This window comes from Roseobacter insulae (genome assembly GCF_019375555.1).
Classification (GTDB): domain Bacteria; phylum Pseudomonadota; class Alphaproteobacteria; order Rhodobacterales; family Rhodobacteraceae; genus Roseobacter; species Roseobacter insulae.
Genome location: NZ_JAHXDN010000005.1, coordinates 109,082 through 127,051, shown reverse-complemented (window position 1 = coordinate 127,051; position 17,970 = coordinate 109,082). Strand labels below are relative to the sequence as shown.

The following is a 17,970-nucleotide window of genomic DNA, read 5'->3' as shown; positions in this document are numbered from 1 at the left end:
GGTATTCAGAAGGCTCCAACGCCAACAAACATGGGAAAAATCACTCAGCCGGAAACCGGTTTGCATTCAGAACCATGCGCATCCGGGAGCGCGCATTCCGCGCGCGTCCGACGATCGCGGGTTCGCGCAGCGTATTGGGGCTTTGCATACGCAGGCCGCCGGGCAGGGAGCGGGGCAGGGGCCAGGCGCTGAGTGCCGACAGCGGCACCGCAAGGCTCAGGCTGGCCGCGATGGGGATAAGCCAGAATGATACAAGGCCCGCTGCCAGACCCACCAGAAGCAGCAGGCCCAGAACCGTTTCCACCCAATGGAACCGGATCAGCGTTGTCAGCGGATAGGCGTTCGCATGCCGCGACTGCGCCGCCCAGGCGTCTGACTTGCCAAACATCGCCCGTAATACGGCCCGCGTTTGCTGGATCATCAGAACCGGCGCGTAAGCAATGGAGAGAATGATCTCCACCGCAAATGCCATCAAAAAGGCGATACGGCCGCCGTAGACCCGTGTGGCCTTGGGGTGCAGCGAGATAATGGCCGCACCCACAAGCTTGGGGCTGAGCAACATCGCGTACATGATGACGAGAAACACCGCTGAATCGATGTGGCTCATCTCGGGGGGCCAGTCGGGAAACAGGGGATTGGTCTCGTTAAAATAGCGCACCACGTTGGTTTCGGAATCCTTGCCCAGCAGCGCCCAGATCACCAGCAGGACGAACCAGGCAGGCGATAACAGGTAGCTCACGGCACCGTGCAACAGGTGAAACCGTGACACGGGGTGCAGTCCGGCTGTACGCAGCAGACGCAGGTGTTGCAGGTTCCCGCGACACCAGCGCTGATCCCGCAGGACATAGTCTATCAGTGTGCCGGGTGTTTCCTCGAAGCTGCCGGTGACCCGGGGCAGGAACCGGACACGCCAGCCGGCGCGCCGCAACAGGCCCGCTTCGACAAAATCGTGGCTGAGGATCAGTTCAGACCGGCCCTTACGGCCGCGAAGGTAGGGCAACCCTGCAGAAGCCGCGAACGCGCGGGTCCGGATAATCGCGTTGTGCCCCCAGTAGTTCCCTTCGCTGCGTGCCCACTTTGCCAACCCTTCGGCGAGCAGCCATCCGTAAGCGATGTTAGAAAACTGTTGCAGCCGCGCGAAAAGCGTTTCTGCCCCGATCAGCATGGGGAAGGTCTGGATCAATCCCGCGTGCGGGTCGACGCTGAGTTCATCGGCCAGCCGATCGATTGCGCGGCCGGTCATCAGGCTGTCCGCGTCAAGCACCACCATCGCATCGTGGGCAGCCCCCCACCCGGTGATCCAATCAACGAGGTTGCCGACCTTCTTGTCGGTATTCGTCGCGCGGCGACGATAGTGCACGGCGATCCCAGCGGGTGCGGAGGTGCGCAGGACCTCGAAGGCCTGTTCTTCTTCAAGCGCAATGGCGGCATCGCGGGTGTCGGAAAGAACAAAGATCGCGTAGCGATGTCTGGTGTCACGCCGCGCGAGGTCCTCGAGCATTGCGGCGGCATTCCCGAAAACATCGCTGGGAACCTCGTTGTAGACCGGGACGAGCAGCGCGACATTCAGGGGGTGCACATCCCCGCGAGGCCGCGTCTGTGCCTCCTCGCGGGCCAGAAGACCGGCGATGGCCACACCAACGGTGCTGACCGACAGGGTGACCCAGATGAACGTCACGCCGATCATCATCAGCAACGCCCATTCCAGACCAGTCATGCCGGTTTCCGCCAGCCAGCCATAAATTCCCGATACCAGCAGCGCCGTTCCGACAAGCGCCGGGACAAAAACCGCCAGCCGCCACCCCAGTGTACGCCGGGGTGTCTGATCGCCCAAGGCAACGGCGGCGTCGGGCGGCGCGGAAAAATCCTGCGCGCGCATGCTCAGAGGTGCCCGCGGCGGCATTGCCCGCGTGTCGGTTGTGCCGATATCCGCAGTCAGGTCTTTCATCCGGTTGTCCAACGGTAAAGCCACACCTCGCTGAGCGGCGCGCCATCCAGGCGCAACTGTGCCCGGAATTCGATGTAGCGGGCCTCTTCTGGTTGAAAGGTAAACGCCAGTCGCGGCCCATTGGTTTCAGGATTTCTTTGCACCAGTCCGGGCGTCACCGTTCCCGCGCTGCCGCGCAGTATGATATCCACGCGTGACAGATCGTCGGGAACAAGTGCACCGTCTTCAAAATCAATCGCGACGATATTGCCGCCTTCAGGCCGCCCGCCGATTGCCGTGTTGACGACGCGCAGCGGCATTTCCGCCTGTGGCGCCGGGTCCTCTCCCCAATCCAGCAGGTAGCTCATTTTGTGGCTGGCGCCTGCGGCAATCGGTTCCGAGGGGCGCCAGTAAGCGACGATGTTGTCGTAGATTTCCAGATCAGCGGGAATCTCGACAAGGGTGACGGAGCCTTGCCCCCAGTCTTCCTGCGGAGTGATCCAGACTGAGGGACGCGAGTGGTAAAGCGCTTCGAGATCCGCGTAGTCGCGGAAATTCCGCGGACGCTGCATCAGGCCAAAGCCGCGCGGATTGTTGTCGGCAAACGCACTGATCTGCAGTGTCAGGGGGTTCGCCAGCGGCCGCCAGATCACCTCTCCGGCGCCATTGTGGATCAGCAATCCATCGCTGTCGTGTACCGCCGGGCGGAAATCATCGAACCGCTGGCGCATGGTCTCGTCAAACAGGAACATGGATGTCAGTGGCGCGATACCGACGTGACGCATTTCGGCACGGGCAAAGATCTCGGCGGAGACAGACATGCGCAGCGTGTCGCCATGCGAGATGTCGAAACGGTAGGCACCGGTACAGCTCACACTGTCGAGCAGGGCATGCAGCACAACCGTGCCGGAACCGGGGTGCGGCGTTTCCAGCCAGAAGGCCGTGAAGTCGGGAAATTCCTCGCCCATCGGATCGCCGGTTTTCAGGGCGAGCCCGCGCGCTGACAGACCGTATGTCTCGCCGGTACCGATCCCGCGGAAATAGCTCGCGCCCTGAAAAACGGCGTATTCCTGAAAGATATCGGCCTGTTCCAGTTCGGCTCGTAGCCGCAACCCCGAATAGCCAAGGGTCGCATCTATTTCCACTTCCGGGAATTTGTCGGTGGTGTCGAAAACGCCCATGTCGAACGCCAGCGGCCGGGCGGCACCGTTCTCGACGACGTTCACTTCGACGGCCTGCGGGAAATACAGCCCGGGCGGAAAGACATCGACGCGTTGCGGCTTGTCCGACCCTTCCCAAAGCGCATTCCGGCCGTCAAACCAGATCTTGCGGTACTGGTCATAGGTGAGATTGCGCCAGCTTTCAGGGATCAGCGGACGGGGGACGTAATCCTGAGCCGCAAGCGCTTTTGCGCGGGTCCGCACGGTTTCGCCGTCAAATGGCTTGGCATCGCCCAGTTGCAGCCCGGGTTCCCCCGCGAAACTGACCGAAGGGGTAGCGGCCAGAGCCGCCAGAGATTTCAGAAGGTCGCGGCGCAGCATCAGGTGTCTGCCTTCTTGCGCCAGGGCTGTGACTTGTACCACCCCGCGCCATAGGCTGTCAGAACCAGAACGCCCATGCCGGCAAAGTTCACGGCGACCACGGTAAGGGTGTCACGCCCGATGTTATCCATTACAAACCCGCTGACACGCGCCGTGAACATGCTGACGATGAACACGGCCAGCGACTGCTGCCCGACCTTGAGTATGATCGCCAGAATATTCTGCCATAGCTTTGCCAGCATCCCTTCACCCTGCGCCAGCAGCCGCGCGCCCTTGTCCCCCGCGGCCACCCAGCACAGATAGGCCAGTGCAAGGAAATGCACATAGCGCAGAAGACCAAAATCGGACTTGGTGATCCAGATGCGATTGGCGATGCGCCAGTCGCGCGCCCAGTCAAAGCCAAACTCGCGCACGCCGATATTGGACAGCGGGATGTTCAACAGCACCACGACAGTCGCCAGCCCGATCAGCAGGGGTGTCACGGGCGGTTTTGGCAACCAGCCGCGCATGAAGGCAAATCCAGTGAAGAAGATCAGCTGCCAGCCAAACGGGTTAAAGAACCATTTGCGGTCGGACCAAGGCTCTGCCGGCAGGCCAAAGTGATACGCCTCCAGCCCCGCCTCTGCCAGTACGCGCCTCTGGGCAAAAAGCCACATACCGCCCACAAAGAGCGCAACCAGACCCAGATGCACCCGGGACAGGGCCATGATCAGCGGCATCATTGCCAGTACCACCATATACATGGGCAGAATGTCGAAATAGTTCGGCACGTAGGTGAGGGTCATAAGCCCGACAAGTTGCGGGCCGGGCTCGGCAAAGAATTTCCACAGGTTCAGGGAGCCGATGTAGACCTTGTCATAGGCGCCGGTCATGTCGATGCCAGCCAGCAGGGTTGCCACCGCGAAGAATAGCCCGAGATGGGCCCAGTAGACCTGCCAGACGCGAAAACTGACCCGGGCGGTGCCCAGTCTCCAGCCCGCAGTGTCATAGGCGCGACCGAAGGCGATGGCAGAGGCCATGCCCGAGCAGAAGACAAAGATTTCCGTGGCGTCGGAAAACCCCCATCGCGCGGGTATCCATGAGGTAAAGAAGTTACCGGGCGTGTGCGCGAACAGGATGATGAACATCGCGATGCCGCGGAAGAAATCCAGACGGAGGTCGCGCTGCTTCACACCTGCCGCGGCGTTCACGGCATGACCAGTGGCGCTGCGCACCAGATGAGTAGGATCGGCAAGTGTCATGGCCGGTCTTTATGCTGTGAGATTACATTTGTCATCAGGGGCAACGCTTTACTGTGCGGGGATCCGCCGGGCCTGCTCGATCGTGGCGAGGCGGGTAAGTGTGAAACGATCCTTGCGACCGGCCCGCCGCGCGAGGCGATCCTGGATCACGGCTTCGGTTTGATCATAGCGGCCGGCCCGCAACCCCGCATCGATGGTGATGCGTTCGAACACGTCGCGTTGCGCATGGCTGCCACCGATGGTCTGCATGGCGGGCCGCGCGACAACCAGATCGGCAAAGGCGGCGTCATACCGCCCTTCGGCGAAGGCGTTCAGGCCCGACAGGGCGGCCACACCCGGATCGGCGTAGCGTTGCGGCATCTCGCCGGATTTTGCGGCATCCTTGGCGAAACGCCGGGCCATGGCGTCCCTGGCGTCCGGGCGGTCCGCGCCGGTCAGGGCCAGCATGTAATGCAGGTCAGCAAATACCACGCAGCCATCATCCGTACGGTTCTGCGCGAGGTCCGCCAGTTCTTCCCAGCGGGGTCCGACATCCATACCCTCAAGCTCCAGCCGCACCAGCAGCGATGTCGCGTTGGAGATGTCGCGATAGTCGTCGGTCTTGTCGGCTCGGATCTGGGCGTCATAGAGGCCGAGAGCTACATCCAGCTCCCCCTTGTCCATATGCAGCAGCGCCTTGTGCCACCAGACGTGGTAGCGGAAGTTGTTGCAATGATCCCAGGCGCTCGCATGGCTTTCGATCAGGTTGATCCCGAGGTCGGGCCGCGCTGTCATGTCGTAGACATGGGTAATGGCGTGAAGCCCCCAGGAATCGTCAGGCGCAAGCAAGAGACCTTCGCGCCCGGCGGCTTCGGCGCGGTCATAGTCGCCGGTTTCTTCCAGAGAAAACGCATGGCACCCAAGGGCGAACCCGCGGCAGGCGTGGTCTTGCCCATGTGCACCCAACACCCGCTCGATCGAGGTGCGCATCCCATTTGCATCGCCGAGAATGAAGCGAATGGCATGGCTGACTTTGGCAGACAGCGTATCGGCCGGATGCGTCGTCAAAATCTGTTCCATGGCGGCAATGGCGCCGGATGGTTTGCCGTCCAGCCAGTGATCCAGAGCCTCCACCCACAGCCTTTCGCGATCGGACAGGGGGCAGGCGTCTTGTGCCGTCCGCGCATCCCTCAATGCGTCATGCGCCGTTTGCACCAGCTCCGCCCGGCCCATCATCAGGGAAAACAATCCCCGGGCGGCGTGGCCCATCGCGAAATTCGGGTGGCTGGTCAAAACCGCGCCCAGATGCGTCGGGGTAGCGGTTCCATGCGCCAGAAAGGCATGGATCATGCCGTTCCAGTCGGCCAGTGCCTCAGGCGTGGAGAGCGTAACAGGGCTGTAACAGATATCATACATCATCGGGATCGCGCCTTCGTTCATTGATCTGCATTTTGTTTAACGCAATATCGGAAGGCGCGAAGGATCAGAGGCGTCGTTACACGCCAACGTGAAGCGACGTGTTAAGATTCTGCCTATGTTTCAGAAATTCGGTCTGAAAACAGGCGGATTCGGGCCGATCGGGCAGCCTTGTTTCAATCCGCTTTGGGCGCGATTCCAAACATTTCAAGAACGGTGTTTGTGTTTTGCCCGAACCTTGGCGGCGGGCGTCTGTACTGAACCGGCGTGCGCGAAAACTTCAGGGGATTGCCCAGAAGCGCGACAGATCCAGTGGCGGCGCCCGGCGTGTCCACCGCAACCACCGTGTCGCGCGCGATGGCCTGATCGGACTGCAGCGCTTCCTCGACCGTGTGGATCGGACCTGCCGGGACTTTGACGGCGTGACACCTCCTGAGGATCTCGTCTCGCGGCAGGTCGGCCAGCGTGCGCGACAGGATTTCGGTAAGGCTCACGCGGTTTTCGATCCGGGACAAATTCGTCTGATAGGCCGGATCATCCGCCAGCGAGGCGAGGCCAAAGGCGTCGCAGAACCGGGCGAACTGTGCATCATTGCCCACAGCAAGCAAGAAGTGACCTTCTGCGCAGGGGAAAGCGTCATAGGGCACGATATTCGGATGCGCGTTGCCGCGCCGTTCGGGCAGTTTGCCCGAGGTCAGGAAATTGGTACCCTCGTTGATCAACCACGCCATTTGCGCATCGACAAGGGCCAGATCAATGTGCTGGCCTTCGCCGGTGGCGTCGCGGTGACGCAAAGCGGCCAGAACGCCCACGGTGGCATACATGCCACACATCACATCGGCGATGCCAACGCCGACTTTCATGGGCGGCCCGTCGGGGGCACCGGTCAGAGACATGATCCCGCCGTATCCCTGCGCCATCAGATCATAACCCGGCTGGTCCCGGTTCGGTCCTGTCTGACCAAAACCGGAGATCGAGCAGTAAACCAGCTGCGGATGCGCGGCCAGAAGGGTTGCGTGGTCCAGCCCGTATTTTTCCAGCCCGCCCGGCTTGTAGTTCTCAACGATCACATCCGCGCGGGCGGCAAGGTGACGGATGGTTTCCTGCCCGTCGTCCGATGCCAGATCGACGGAGATCGACAGCTTGTTGCGGTTTGCCGCCATGAAATAGGCCGACAAATCCGTGCGCGCGCCATCGCTGTCACGCACATAGTTCGGCCCCCAGCCACGGGTGTCATCGCCCTTGGTTCTGGGATTTTCCACCTTGATCACCGTCGCGCCGAGATCACCCAGCAGCTGGGTTGCCGTGGGTCCTGCCAGAATGCGGCTGAGATCAAGCACAACAAGACCGTCCAGCGCCATCGGACTGTCAGAGGCGACCATCATACGCCCCCCGGTCAATGACGGCGGCTATCACCGTGAAGGTATCTGCCGACATCGCCGCGTTCAGTGCGTCTGTCAGCTCGTCACGCGTTGTCACCGTGTGACCCGCGCCCCCGAAAGCCGCGCCCATGGCTGCGAAGTCATGCCGCGCGAAATCCACCCCGCGGTTCTTCATCTGGCGCGACCGCTGCTTGAGCTCAATCAGCGACAGGGATGCATCCACGAATACAAGGATGATCGGCGTTACCGCCAGCTCCGCCGCGGTGGAGAGCTCGCCCGCCACCATCAGGAAGCCGGCATCGCCGCAAAAGCCGATCACTGTGCGGCCCGGATCGGCAAGCTTGGTCCCCATCGCCAGCGGGATGGCACAGCCCATCGTGCACAGCGCGGTCGACTGCGTCAGCCCCCGCGGCTCGTAGCACTCCCACATCTGGCTGAGCAGGATGCGGTGTGCGCCGCTGTCGACAGTGGCCAGGGCATTCCGGGGCAGCACCTGACGGCAGGTGTCCATGATGGCTGCGGGCCCCCAGGCTTCCTGCTTTGGAAAGGCCTCTGCGAGGCTTGATTTCGTGGCGGCAACCTCGCCCTCTGGCCATGTGTCAGAGGGGGCGACACCTTCGGCGATCGCGGCCAGACTGGCTGCGCATCCGGCGACAAAATTCAGACCGGACTGATGCATGTAGTGGTGGTTCGGCACGGCGGTGATGTCGATCACCCGCTGTCGGGCCGGATCCCAGACATCGCGCCAGCCGACGCGCATTTCTATCGGATCGTAGCCGACACAGAGGACCAGGTCCGCCTTTTCGATCAGGGGCAACAGGTGGCTATCCGCCAACGGTGATAACCCCGCCCCGCCCAGAGAGAGCGCGTGATCCTCGGCAAGCAGCCCTTTCGCCTTGTAGGTGGTGACAACGGGGACGTTGTACTTCTCTGCGAAGGCAGTGATTTCGGCCCCTGCACCTTCAACCATGGCATCGAGCCCCACAACCATTATCGGGCGCTTTGCCTCCGACAGCCACCTGCGCGCGGTCGCCAGATCCGCCCCGGAGGGTGCCGTCGGCGAGGCCTTCGGCCGGGTCGGCGGTGCGACAGCGGGCACCGAGGCATCGGCGACGGAAATAGGCACATCAATATGCACGGGTCCGGGCCTGCCTTCGGTGGCGATGGCGACGGCCTTATCCGCGATCACATGGGCCGCACCCGGCACCAGCGAAAACGTCGCTTTGGTGATCGGTCTGAAGACTGCCTGCTGGTCGAGCACCTGATGTGTATAGGTTTGCGCTTCATCCGCGTCCACCGCCCCTGCCAGAACGATCATCGGCACACGGTCCTGGTGCGCGTTGGCGACAGCATTCACACCGTTCAAGGCGCCGGGACCAACAGTTGCCACAAGGATGCCGGGCGCACCGGTGCGGTGGTAGGCTCCTTCGGCCATGAAGGCGGCGGCGTTCTCATGCTTGGCCAGGACGAACCGGATGCCCGCGTCCTCCAAAGCATCGACAAGGGTCAGGACCTCGCCGCCCGGCATCCCGAAGGCGTAACGACAACCCTCTGCATAAAGGCGTCTGGCCAGCGCATCTGCCGCCCGGATCGTTGATGATGTGGACACCTGTGCCCCCTCCCGCCAAAAACTCTCCGCTCGGTCATAAACGAAGCAGAGCGCAGCGCAATTCACCATTGCGTTCGAACTGTTTCAACGGGAAAAAAAGCCCGAACCTGCCGGGGTCGGGCTTAAGTCGACTGTTCTGCGTTAACAAGCTGTGTCAGCGGCGACGGTCACGGCGCGATGACATGGGCTGGAAAGCCACGCCCACGTGAGCCTCGCAGTAGGGTTTACCCTGTTGAACCGGCAATCCGCAGAACCAGAAATCCTCGGTTGCGGGGTCGCCGACCGGCCATTTGCAGGTGCGCTCGGTCAATTCCATCAAGGAGAGCTTCTTGGCCTTCTTCTCGATCTCGGAGACCTTGGCCAGCGCTTCGGGGCTGATTTCATTGGCCGACGGCTGCGGCGGCAAAGGCTGACCGGCAGGAATGATCTGCTTGCGCGCGGGCAGTGGTTTCGGGGCTGCATCAGCCGGGGCCTTCGCAGCCGGTTCCGCGGCCTTCGGCGCGGGCTTGGGCTTTGCCTCGGTCTTGGGCGTAGCCTTTGCCTTAGGCTCCGGCTTGGCGGTGGCAGAGGCCGTCGCCCGGTTGGAGAGGCCCAGCCGATGCACTTTGCCGATGACCGCATTGCGCGTCACACCACCCAGTTCCTTGGCGATCTGGCTGGCGGATTGCCCTTCGCCCCACATTTTCTTGAGCAGTTCCACGCGATCGTCAGTCCACGACATCAGGCATTCCCCAAAATTAAAAACGGCCCTGCAGTGTGAGGACCGTCCGATCATTCTCGTCAGCGCCCTATTTTAATCACTGAGGGCGGAGTTACAAGCGGTGAACGTGCAATCATGACGCAGTGTTTCGCGCACGCTGGCGCAGCCGGGCCTCGCGCCAGGCCAAAAAAGTTCCGCCGGACAGGATCGTGCCCGTTCCGACGAGCGTCACGATATCCGGAATTTGTGCAAAGAACGCCATGTCGTAGAGGGTTGCGAAGATCAGTGTGCCGTAGCTGAACGGGGCAACGAAACTGGCGTCCGCGCGGGCCATCGCGTTGACAAAACAGGCCTGCGCCAAGGCCATACATACCCCCAGGGCGACCAGTACGGCCCATTGAGCGGGGGTGGGCATTTGCCAGACGGCAAGGACAGCCGCCGAGGCGATGATCACGCCCAGGAAGTTGTTGATCAGCAAGACCTGCACCGGCAACTCGCGTCCCGACAGCTTTTTGATGAAGATCACTTCCACCCCCATGATCACGGCGGCGGCCAGCGCCAGAAGGCTGGCGATCTGAAAGCTGTCGGGTGTCGGGCGCAGCAGGATCATCGCGCCTGCAAAGGCGATTGTTGCCGCCGTCCAGCGGACAGGTCCGACTTTTTCTCCCAGAAGGGGAATGGCGAGGATCATTCCGAAGACGGGGTTCAGAAACACGATCGCCGTGGCATCCGCCAGCGGAATGAATGCGACCGAGGCGAACATCAGCGTCACCCCGCCCCATCCAAAGAAAGTCCGGGCACAGTGCAGGCCCCAGTTCGGGCGCGTCAATGCAGGACGCATGATCGCAACAGCACCCGAAATCGCCATGAACGCAAAGACGAACCGCCCGTGGCTGACCTGCAGGGGGTGCAGCGCGGGGCCGAGAGCTTCGCTGCCAAGCGCTTTTGCGAAGAGCGTGGTGCCGGCAATGAAAGCGGTGGCCGTCACCATCAGCAGAACGGCGAGGCGGGGATTGTGCGCTTTCGGTTGAAACATGTGGCCCGCTATGACCCTTATGCGGACGGCTATCAAGAGCGCAAAAACACCTTTGCAAAATGCATGCGCTTAGGCTATCCGGCTTCTATGATCACGATGGCACATATTTCTGTCCGACGACGCGCAGGCGCTTAATCCCGCTGCCGTGATCCCGCCCCCGGTGCGCATCCCTCCCTTCCAAAACATATTGACCTGTCTGTCCGCCTCATGCACGTTCCGTGCTCTTGCCGCAGACCTTTTACAAGGACGATCCGATGATCCCGACCCTTCTGCCCACTTATGCCCGTGCACCGCTCAGCTTTGTCAAAGGCGAAGGCGCTTGGCTGATCGAGGCGGATGGCCGACGTTTTCTGGACCTCGCGGCGGGCATTGCGGTCACCGCGCTGGGACATGCACATCCCGCATTGGTCAAGGCATTGACCGATCAGGCAAATGCGCTGTGGCACACATCCAACCTCTACCAGATTCCGCAACAGCAGGCTCTGGCCGACAGACTGACGGAACACACTTTCGCCGACACGGTGTTTTTCACCAATTCCGGCACGGAGGCCTGCGAACTGGCCGTGAAAATGGCACGCAAGTACTGGACGGAGAAGGGCCATCCCGAAAAGGCGGATATCATTGCCTTCACCGGGTCGTTCCATGGACGGTCCTCCGCAGGGATCGCGGCCGCGGGATCGGAAAAGATGACAAAGGGATTTGGGCCGCTGCTGCCGGGTTTCGTCCATCTGGAATTCGGCGATCATGACGCGCTGACGGCGGCGATTACCGAGACCACGGGCGCCATCATTATTGAGCCGGTGCAGGGTGAAGGGGGTATCCGTCCGGTGCCGGACCAATGCCTCAAGGGGCTGCGGGATCTCTGCGACGAGCACGGCATTTTATTGATTTTCGACGAGGTGCAATGTGGCGTCGCGCGGACCGGCAAACTTTTTGCCCATGAATGGTCGGGGATCACGCCGGACATCATGATGGTGGCAAAGGGGATCGGGGGCGGCTTTCCCATCGGCGCCGTGCTGGCCACCGAAGCGGCCGCCAGCGGCATGACGCTGGGCACCCATGGGTCGACCTACGGGGGCAATCCGCTGGGGTGCGCCGTCGGCTGCGCCGTGATGGATCACGTGACCGACCCGGCCTTTCTGGATGACGTCAACCGCAAGGCAGGGCTGTTCCGCCAAAAGCTCGAAGGGCTTGTGGCGGCGCATCCGGACGTATTCGAAGAGGTGCGGGGGTCAGGCCTGATGCTGGGGATCAAGTGCAAGGCGGCGAATACCGATGTGGTGCAAGCCGGTTACGACGCTCTGGTGCTGACGGTGCCTGCCGCGGACAACGTTGTCCGGCTGTTGCCACCTCTGACGATCGAGGATGCAGAAATCGCGCAGGCCGTCGACCGTCTTGAGGCCGCCGCGGCATCCCTGTCGGCAGCCTGACCACCAACCTGATCCCCACACCTGTGAAGGAAATGAGCGTATCGCGCCACCTCCGCGTCCTAAAAGGCGAACTGACATGAACCACTTTCTCGATATCCACCTAACCGATCCGGCAGACCTGCGGCTCATCATTGATAACGCTGCGCAAATGAAATCCGCGCGGTCGGGCCGTCCCCGCGGGGCGCTGGATGATGACAAGCCCCTTGAAGGTCGTATGGTGGCGCTGATTTTCGAAAAGCCCTCTACAAGGACACGCGTGTCCTTTGATGTGGGCGTGCGCCAGATGGGTGGGCAAACCATGGTATTGTCGGGGTCGGACATGCAGTTGGGCCATGGCGAAACCATTGCCGACACCGCGCGCGTTCTGAGCCGCTACGTCGATCTGATCATGATCCGCACTTTTGACGAGGCGGTTCTGACTGAAATGGCTGAATTCGCGTCGGTGCCGGTGGTGAACGGTCTCACCGACCGGACCCATCCCTGCCAGATCATGGCGGATGTGATGACCTTCGAGGAACACAGGGGACCCATCCGGGGCAAGAAAGTCGTCTGGTCCGGAGATGGCAACAACGTCTGCGCATCCTTCCTGCATGCGGCAGGCCAGTTCGGTTTCGATCTGACGTTCACCGGTCCTCCGACCCTGGACCCAGAGGAGGAGTTCGTCAGTCTGGCACGGGCGAAGGGGTCGACAGTCAAGATCGAGCGGGACCCGGCGAAAGCCGTCGAAGGCGCCGATCTGGTGGTCACGGATACCTGGGTGTCCATGCATGACGCGCAATCCGCCCGGGAGCGGCGGCACAATCAGCTGCGGCCCTACCGCGTGGACGCCGCACTGATGTCAAAAGCCAAGCCAGACGCCTTGTTCATGCACTGTTTGCCCGCGCATCGCGACGACGAGGCGACATCGGACGTGATGGATGGCCCGCATTCGGTAATCTTCGATGAAGCGGAAAACCGTCTGCACGCACAAAAGGCGATTTTAAGGTGGTGCCTGCAGGTCTGAGCCCGCTCACAGTTTGCGCAAGATCGCCTTAAGCTCGGGTTCATCCACGCGCGCGGCGGCTTCCTCCTGAGAGAACCACTCGCGGTCACGCTGGTGGTCTTCGGGGTACGTGTCGGCCAACCCTTCGACCTCGGCCATGTAGACCTGAGCCTGCACCGGCGTCACATCGCCGTCCGCCAACCGTTTGTCATAGTCAAAGTGGCCCACGGGATCGGTCTGCACATCGGCCGATTTGACGCCGGCTTCTTCCCAGGCTTCCTGCAGGGCGGCGTCCGGATCATCAAGCCCGTCGATCGGCCAGCCTTTGGGGACAATCCACCTGCCGGTGTCCCGGCTTGTGACCAACAAGACCTTTTTACCTGCGCGCGTGTTCCGGTAGCAAACAGCCGCCACCTGACGCTGTCGTTTTGGCTCAGCTTCTGCGCAGGACGCAGTTTTGGGGAGTCTCTTTTGCATGCTCATCTTATTTTCTGCTCATTTTTTTAAACCCTACCAGATTTGTTTATTTATTTCAAATTGTTGCCATTTCAGAAGGTTTCCGCCCCTCGTTTCACAATACTTTCGCAGGAAAGTTAAAATTTTCTGTAAACGGCTTCGCGCAAAGAATTTTTTAATGGTGGAGAATTTGCCGGCGTCCATGGACATGACGCAGCTACAACCCGGTCTGCCGCCGCAGTGATCCTGGATGTGGTTATTTCCTTGGCTTTGCGCGCACCGTGGGATCTGCCTGGGTGGGGTCTTCCGGCCAGGGGTGTTTGGGGTAACGGCCGCGCATGTCCTTGCGCACCTCCGCATAGGAAGATGCCCAGAACCCAGGGAGGTCTTCGGTCACCTGTACTGGACGCTGTGCAGGTGACAGCAAGGTCACCTGCAAAGGTGTTCCGGCAATCATCGGGTGGCGGGTGACGCCAAAAACCTCTTGCAACCGTACCGCGATACGAGGCCGACCGTCCTCATAGTCGATTGGCACCTTGCGCCCGAGGGGCGTAGTGAAATGCGCGGGCGCCGCCTGCTGCAGCGCCTGCGACTGATCCCATGTCAGGCGCGCCAGCAGCGCCGGCGTGAAATCAAATCGTTTCCAGTCTTCGGTGGATCGCACGCCGGTCAGATGTGGCAATAACCATGCCTCCAGCGTGGTCATCAGGTATGGCTCCGAGAAATCGGGGAAATCGGCTGTTTCCTGTTGCATCAGCCGTGCCCGCGCCAGCAGACGTTTTGACTGCGCGTTCGGATGCAGGCCCAGTTGGCGCACGCCCTCCAGCATGGCGATCGCGATGTCCTCGGCGGGAGCATCGGGCCAGACACGGTCTTCCAGGACCAGCGCGCCGAAGCGTTCTTGCCGACGTGTTAAGACGCGCCCGTGGCGGCGTGACCAGTCACACAGGGTGTGCCAGGCAATCTGGTCGGGGAATGTCGCACGGAGTTCGGATTGCGTCAGGGCAACGGCCTGACGTATGCGGGCTTCCCGCGGGTCGCCATCCAGATCGGTGGCCACCAGAAACGGCGCGTTGGACAGGGGATCGCCCTCTGGCATCACCGCTCCCTTGCCGCCCGACAGGATGTAACGCGGCGCGTCCCCGGGGCGGCGTTGACCAATGCGGTCAGGATAGGCCAGCGCGGCCAGCACAGCGGTGCCGTTGGGGCCTTCGCCGCACACGCGTGCCGCCAACCGTTTAGCGTCATCGCGCATGCGGGCAACGGCCTGCCTGTTTGGTTCCCACCCGTGAATTTTCTGAAAATCCGCGGGGTCTTTTGCCGCCGCCAGTCTCAACGACAGATCAACCGGGGCTCCGCGCAGGATGTCACGTTCCGACAGCACTGCGGCCAACAGCGGCGCATCGGGGCCGCCGGTGGCGACCATATGCGCAAGCCGGGGGTGCAGGGGCAGTGTTGCAAGGGTTTGCCCGTGCGGGGTGATCCGTCCTTCAGAGGTCAGGGCGCCCAGCATCCGTAAGACCGCTTGCGCCTCTTCCAGACGCCCCGCGTGCGGCGGTGTTACAAATTGCATCTGCGCAGCGGTGCTGCCCCATATCGCCAGTTCCAACGCCAACCCGGTCAGATCGCCGACGTCGATCTCTGCCGGGGGATGGGCCGTCAGCGCGCCGTCCTCCCCCTTCGTCCAGAGCTTGTAGCACACGCCCGGTGCAACGCGCCCGGCCCGCCCGGCGCGTTGCGCTGCCTCCGCACGGGTGACCCGCGTCGTGATCAGGCGGGACATGCCGGAGGACGGGTCGAACTCCGCCCTGCGGGCACGCCCTGCATCCACGACGATGCGGATGTCTTCAATGGTCAGCGATGTTTCCGCGATCGCGGTGGCAAGCACGACCTTGCGACCGGCGGCGGCGGGCGCGATCGCGGCACGCTGATCTTTGAACGGCATCGCGCCAAACAACGGACGCAGCTGGGTATTCGGCGGCAAATGCGGGCGCAAGGCGGCCTCGGTCCGGCGGATTTCTCCTTCACCCGGCAGAAAGACCAATGCGCTGCCGGCATTTTCAGACAGCGCCCTGAGCGTCAGATCAGCAACCGCCTGTTCAAGTCTGTGTGTTTTTGCCAGCGGTCGGGCCAGCCAATGCGACGTCACCTCGAAGGCGCGGCCTTCGGAGGTCAGCACGGGTGCTTGCATCAGGGCAGCTACCGGTTCGGCCTCAAGGGTTGCCGACATGGCCACAAGCAAGAGGTCATCGCGCAATGCCCCGGCAATATCGAGACAGAGCGCCAGCCCCAGATCAGCGTTCAGAGAGCGCTCGTGAAATTCGTCGAAAATCACAACGCCAACACCGGCCAGATCGGGTTGCGACTGGATCATCCGGGTAAGAATGCCTTCGGTGACGACCTCGATCCTTGTCACTTTGGATATCTTGGCGCTGCCCCGGATGCGGTAACCCACTGTTCCGCCCACGGGTTCGCCCAACGTGTCCGCCATGCGCTGCGCGGCCGCGCGGGCAGCAAGGCGGCGTGGCTCCAGCATGATGATGCGGCCATCGGTGACCTGTCCGTCCAGCAGGGCGAGCGGCACACGCGTGGTTTTACCTGCGCCGGGGGGCGCCTGCAGAACCAGCCTGCCGGCTGCGCGCAGGGTGTCGACCACCTGTGGAAGAATGGCATCAATGGGAAGAGTGGCGCTCATGCCTTTGCTTATCGAATGTCCCCGCCCGCGCCAAGCACTGGACAAATCCATGCACCTGGCTGAAAACCTGCGGAGGCAAAGGGGATGATCTGGATGGACATTGGCGATCTGGCAGAGCGGGTGGCACAGGGGGAACGCCGGGCTTTGGCGCGGGCGATCACCCTGGTGGAAAGCGCGCGGCCGGATCACAGGGATCACGCAGCCGCCCTGCTGGATTCCCTGCCAAAGGACCGGCAGGCCTTGCGTATCGGCTTGTCGGGCACTCCGGGCGTCGGCAAATCCACCTTTATTGAAAGCTTTGGCATGATGCTGGTGGCGCAGGGGCTCAAGGTTGCGGTTCTGGCCGTCGATCCGTCGTCCACACGCTCTGGCGGGTCTATTCTGGGCGATAAAACCCGGATGGACCGCCTGTCGCGGGCCAAGGGAGCGTTCATTCGCCCGTCTCCCAGCCAGACTCACCTTGGAGGCGTCGCACGTCGGTCCCGGGAGGCGGTGGCCCTTTGCGAAGGCGCTGGATTCGACGTCATTCTGATCGAAACCGTTGGTGTCGGGCAATCGGAGACCGTGGTGGCGCAGATGGCCGACATCTTTCTGCTGCTTCTGGCGCCGGCGGGCGGTGACGAGTTACAGGGCGTGAAACGCGGCATCATGGAGATTGCGGACATCATATTGATCAACAAGGCAGATGGTGACCTCAGGGCGGCGGCCACGCGAACCTGCGCGGATTATACCGGCGCGCTGCGCCTGTTGCGGAAACGGCCGCAGGATCCGCCGGGGTATCCCAAGGCGATGATGGTTTCAGCGCTGCAGGAGGCCGGTTTGAATGACGTCTGGGCAGAGCTTTCAGCGCTGACGGAATGGCGCAAGACCAACGGGTTCTGGGACGCGACAAGATCGGAGCAGGCAAGATACTGGTTCGAGCAGGAGGTCAGAAATACGCTCTTGTCGCAACTGGAGAGTACGGCCGCGCGGCACATGCTGGCCATATTGGGCGCACAGGTTGCTTCGGGCGACATGACGCCTTCGGTCGCGGCGGAGCGGTTTCTGACCGATCTGAAGAATAGCAACGCATCAAAGTCATGAAATCCGGTGCCGTTCGGGTTGACCAGCCCTGCGATTCCCACTAAAGCCAGCGAACGAATTTCCGGGGTGTGGCCTGTGGCTGCCCCCTTTTGTCGTTGACCGAACCGCCGGGACGACCTGAGAAAAAAAGGATGAACCCATGTCGCGCGTTTGCGAATTGACCGGAAAAGGCCCGATGACTGGCAACAACGTCAGCCATGCCAACAATAAAACCCGCCGCCGGTTCCTGCCGAACCTGAACGACGTGTCCCTGCAATCCGAAGCGTTGGGCCGCGCGTTCAAATTCCGCATTTCCGCGGCTGCACTGCGCACCGTCGATCATCGGGGTGGCCTGGACAAGTTCCTGGCGAAAGCCAAGGACAGCGACCTGTCGGCCAATGCGCTGAAAGTGAAAAAGGCAATTGCGAAGTCGTCTGACACAGCCGAAGCGCTGAGCTAAGGCGCACTGAACACTTCCCGGAATTAACCCTGCCCGGCATCGGGCGGGGGTTTT

General features: G+C 61.9%; 14 protein-coding genes. 4 read left to right on the top strand and 10 right to left on the bottom strand.

The window, feature by feature from the left end:
• Positions 1–40 precede the first annotated feature (40 nt).
• The 8 genes from mdoH to KX928_RS17675 all read right to left on the bottom strand — a co-directional run bounded on the left by mdoH (position 41) and on the right by KX928_RS17675 (position 10,831).
• The gene (mdoH, locus tag KX928_RS17710) at positions 41–1,948 is read right to left on the bottom strand and encodes a glucans biosynthesis glucosyltransferase MdoH (protein ID WP_219505372.1); all 1,908 of its coding nucleotides are present in this window, start codon (positions 1,946–1,948) and stop codon (positions 41–43) included.
• On the bottom strand, positions 1,945–3,468 hold the full coding sequence (locus KX928_RS17705) for an OpgD/OpgG family glucan biosynthesis protein (protein ID WP_219505370.1): 1,524 nt from the start codon (positions 3,466–3,468) through the stop codon (positions 1,945–1,947). Before KX928_RS17705 ends, mdoH begins: the two co-directional genes overlap by 4 nt.
• Positions 3,468–4,709: an OpgC family protein gene (locus KX928_RS17700; RefSeq protein ID WP_219505368.1), complete on the bottom strand. Its 1,242-nt coding sequence runs from the start codon at positions 4,707–4,709 to the stop codon at positions 3,468–3,470. Before KX928_RS17700 ends, KX928_RS17705 begins: the two co-directional genes overlap by 1 nt.
• A 48-nt stretch (positions 4,710–4,757) precedes the next feature.
• Positions 4,758–6,107 (bottom strand): tetratricopeptide repeat protein, encoded by a 1,350-nt coding sequence (locus tag KX928_RS17695; RefSeq protein ID WP_219505366.1) that lies wholly within the window; start codon positions 6,105–6,107, stop codon positions 4,758–4,760.
• Positions 6,108–6,280: 173 nt separating this feature from the next.
• Entirely contained in the window at positions 6,281–7,486 is a 1,206-nt protein-coding gene (locus tag KX928_RS17690; RefSeq protein WP_219505985.1) for a CaiB/BaiF CoA transferase family protein, read from the bottom strand.
• A complete protein-coding gene (locus KX928_RS17685) occupies positions 7,473–9,095 on the bottom strand; it encodes a thiamine pyrophosphate-binding protein (RefSeq protein WP_308342375.1) in 1,623 nt (540 codons plus the stop codon). Before KX928_RS17685 ends, KX928_RS17690 begins: the two co-directional genes overlap by 14 nt.
• A gap of 154 nt (positions 9,096–9,249) precedes the next feature.
• Positions 9,250–9,816, bottom strand: a complete 567-nt coding sequence (locus tag KX928_RS17680) for a GcrA family cell cycle regulator (protein ID WP_219505362.1) — start codon at positions 9,814–9,816, stop codon at positions 9,250–9,252.
• Positions 9,817–9,928: 112 nt separating this feature from the next.
• Entirely contained in the window at positions 9,929–10,831 is a 903-nt protein-coding gene (locus KX928_RS17675; RefSeq protein WP_219505360.1) for a DMT family transporter, read from the bottom strand.
• Positions 10,832–11,085: 254 nt separating this feature from the next.
• On the opposite strand from KX928_RS17675, the gene KX928_RS17670 reads away from it, so the two are divergent.
• Positions 11,086–12,261: an aspartate aminotransferase family protein gene (locus tag KX928_RS17670; RefSeq protein ID WP_219505358.1), complete on the top strand. Its 1,176-nt coding sequence runs from the start codon at positions 11,086–11,088 to the stop codon at positions 12,259–12,261.
• A gap of 76 nt (positions 12,262–12,337) precedes the next feature.
• Positions 12,338–13,264, top strand: coding sequence for an ornithine carbamoyltransferase (gene argF / locus KX928_RS17665; protein ID WP_219505357.1), 927 nt, complete (start codon positions 12,338–12,340; stop codon positions 13,262–13,264).
• Positions 13,265–13,270: 6 nt separating this feature from the next.
• On the opposite strand, the gene KX928_RS17660 is transcribed toward argF, so the two are convergent.
• Both KX928_RS17660 and hrpB read right to left on the bottom strand, forming a co-directional pair.
• Positions 13,271–13,720: an NUDIX hydrolase gene (locus tag KX928_RS17660; protein WP_219505355.1), complete on the bottom strand. Its 450-nt coding sequence runs from the start codon at positions 13,718–13,720 to the stop codon at positions 13,271–13,273.
• A gap of 235 nt (positions 13,721–13,955) precedes the next feature.
• Entirely contained in the window at positions 13,956–16,394 is a 2,439-nt protein-coding gene (gene hrpB / locus KX928_RS17655; protein WP_219505353.1) for an ATP-dependent helicase HrpB, read from the bottom strand.
• A gap of 93 nt (positions 16,395–16,487) precedes the next feature.
• Here hrpB and meaB point away from each other — a divergent pair, with 93 nt between their 5' ends.
• Entirely contained in the window at positions 16,488–17,477 is a 990-nt protein-coding gene (gene meaB, locus KX928_RS17650) for a methylmalonyl Co-A mutase-associated GTPase MeaB (RefSeq protein ID WP_219505980.1), read from the top strand.
• A 139-nt stretch (positions 17,478–17,616) separates the two neighbouring features.
• A complete protein-coding gene (rpmB, locus tag KX928_RS17645) occupies positions 17,617–17,916 on the top strand; it encodes a 50S ribosomal protein L28 (protein ID WP_219505351.1) in 300 nt (99 codons plus the stop codon).
• Positions 17,917–17,970: the final 54 nt, after the last annotated feature.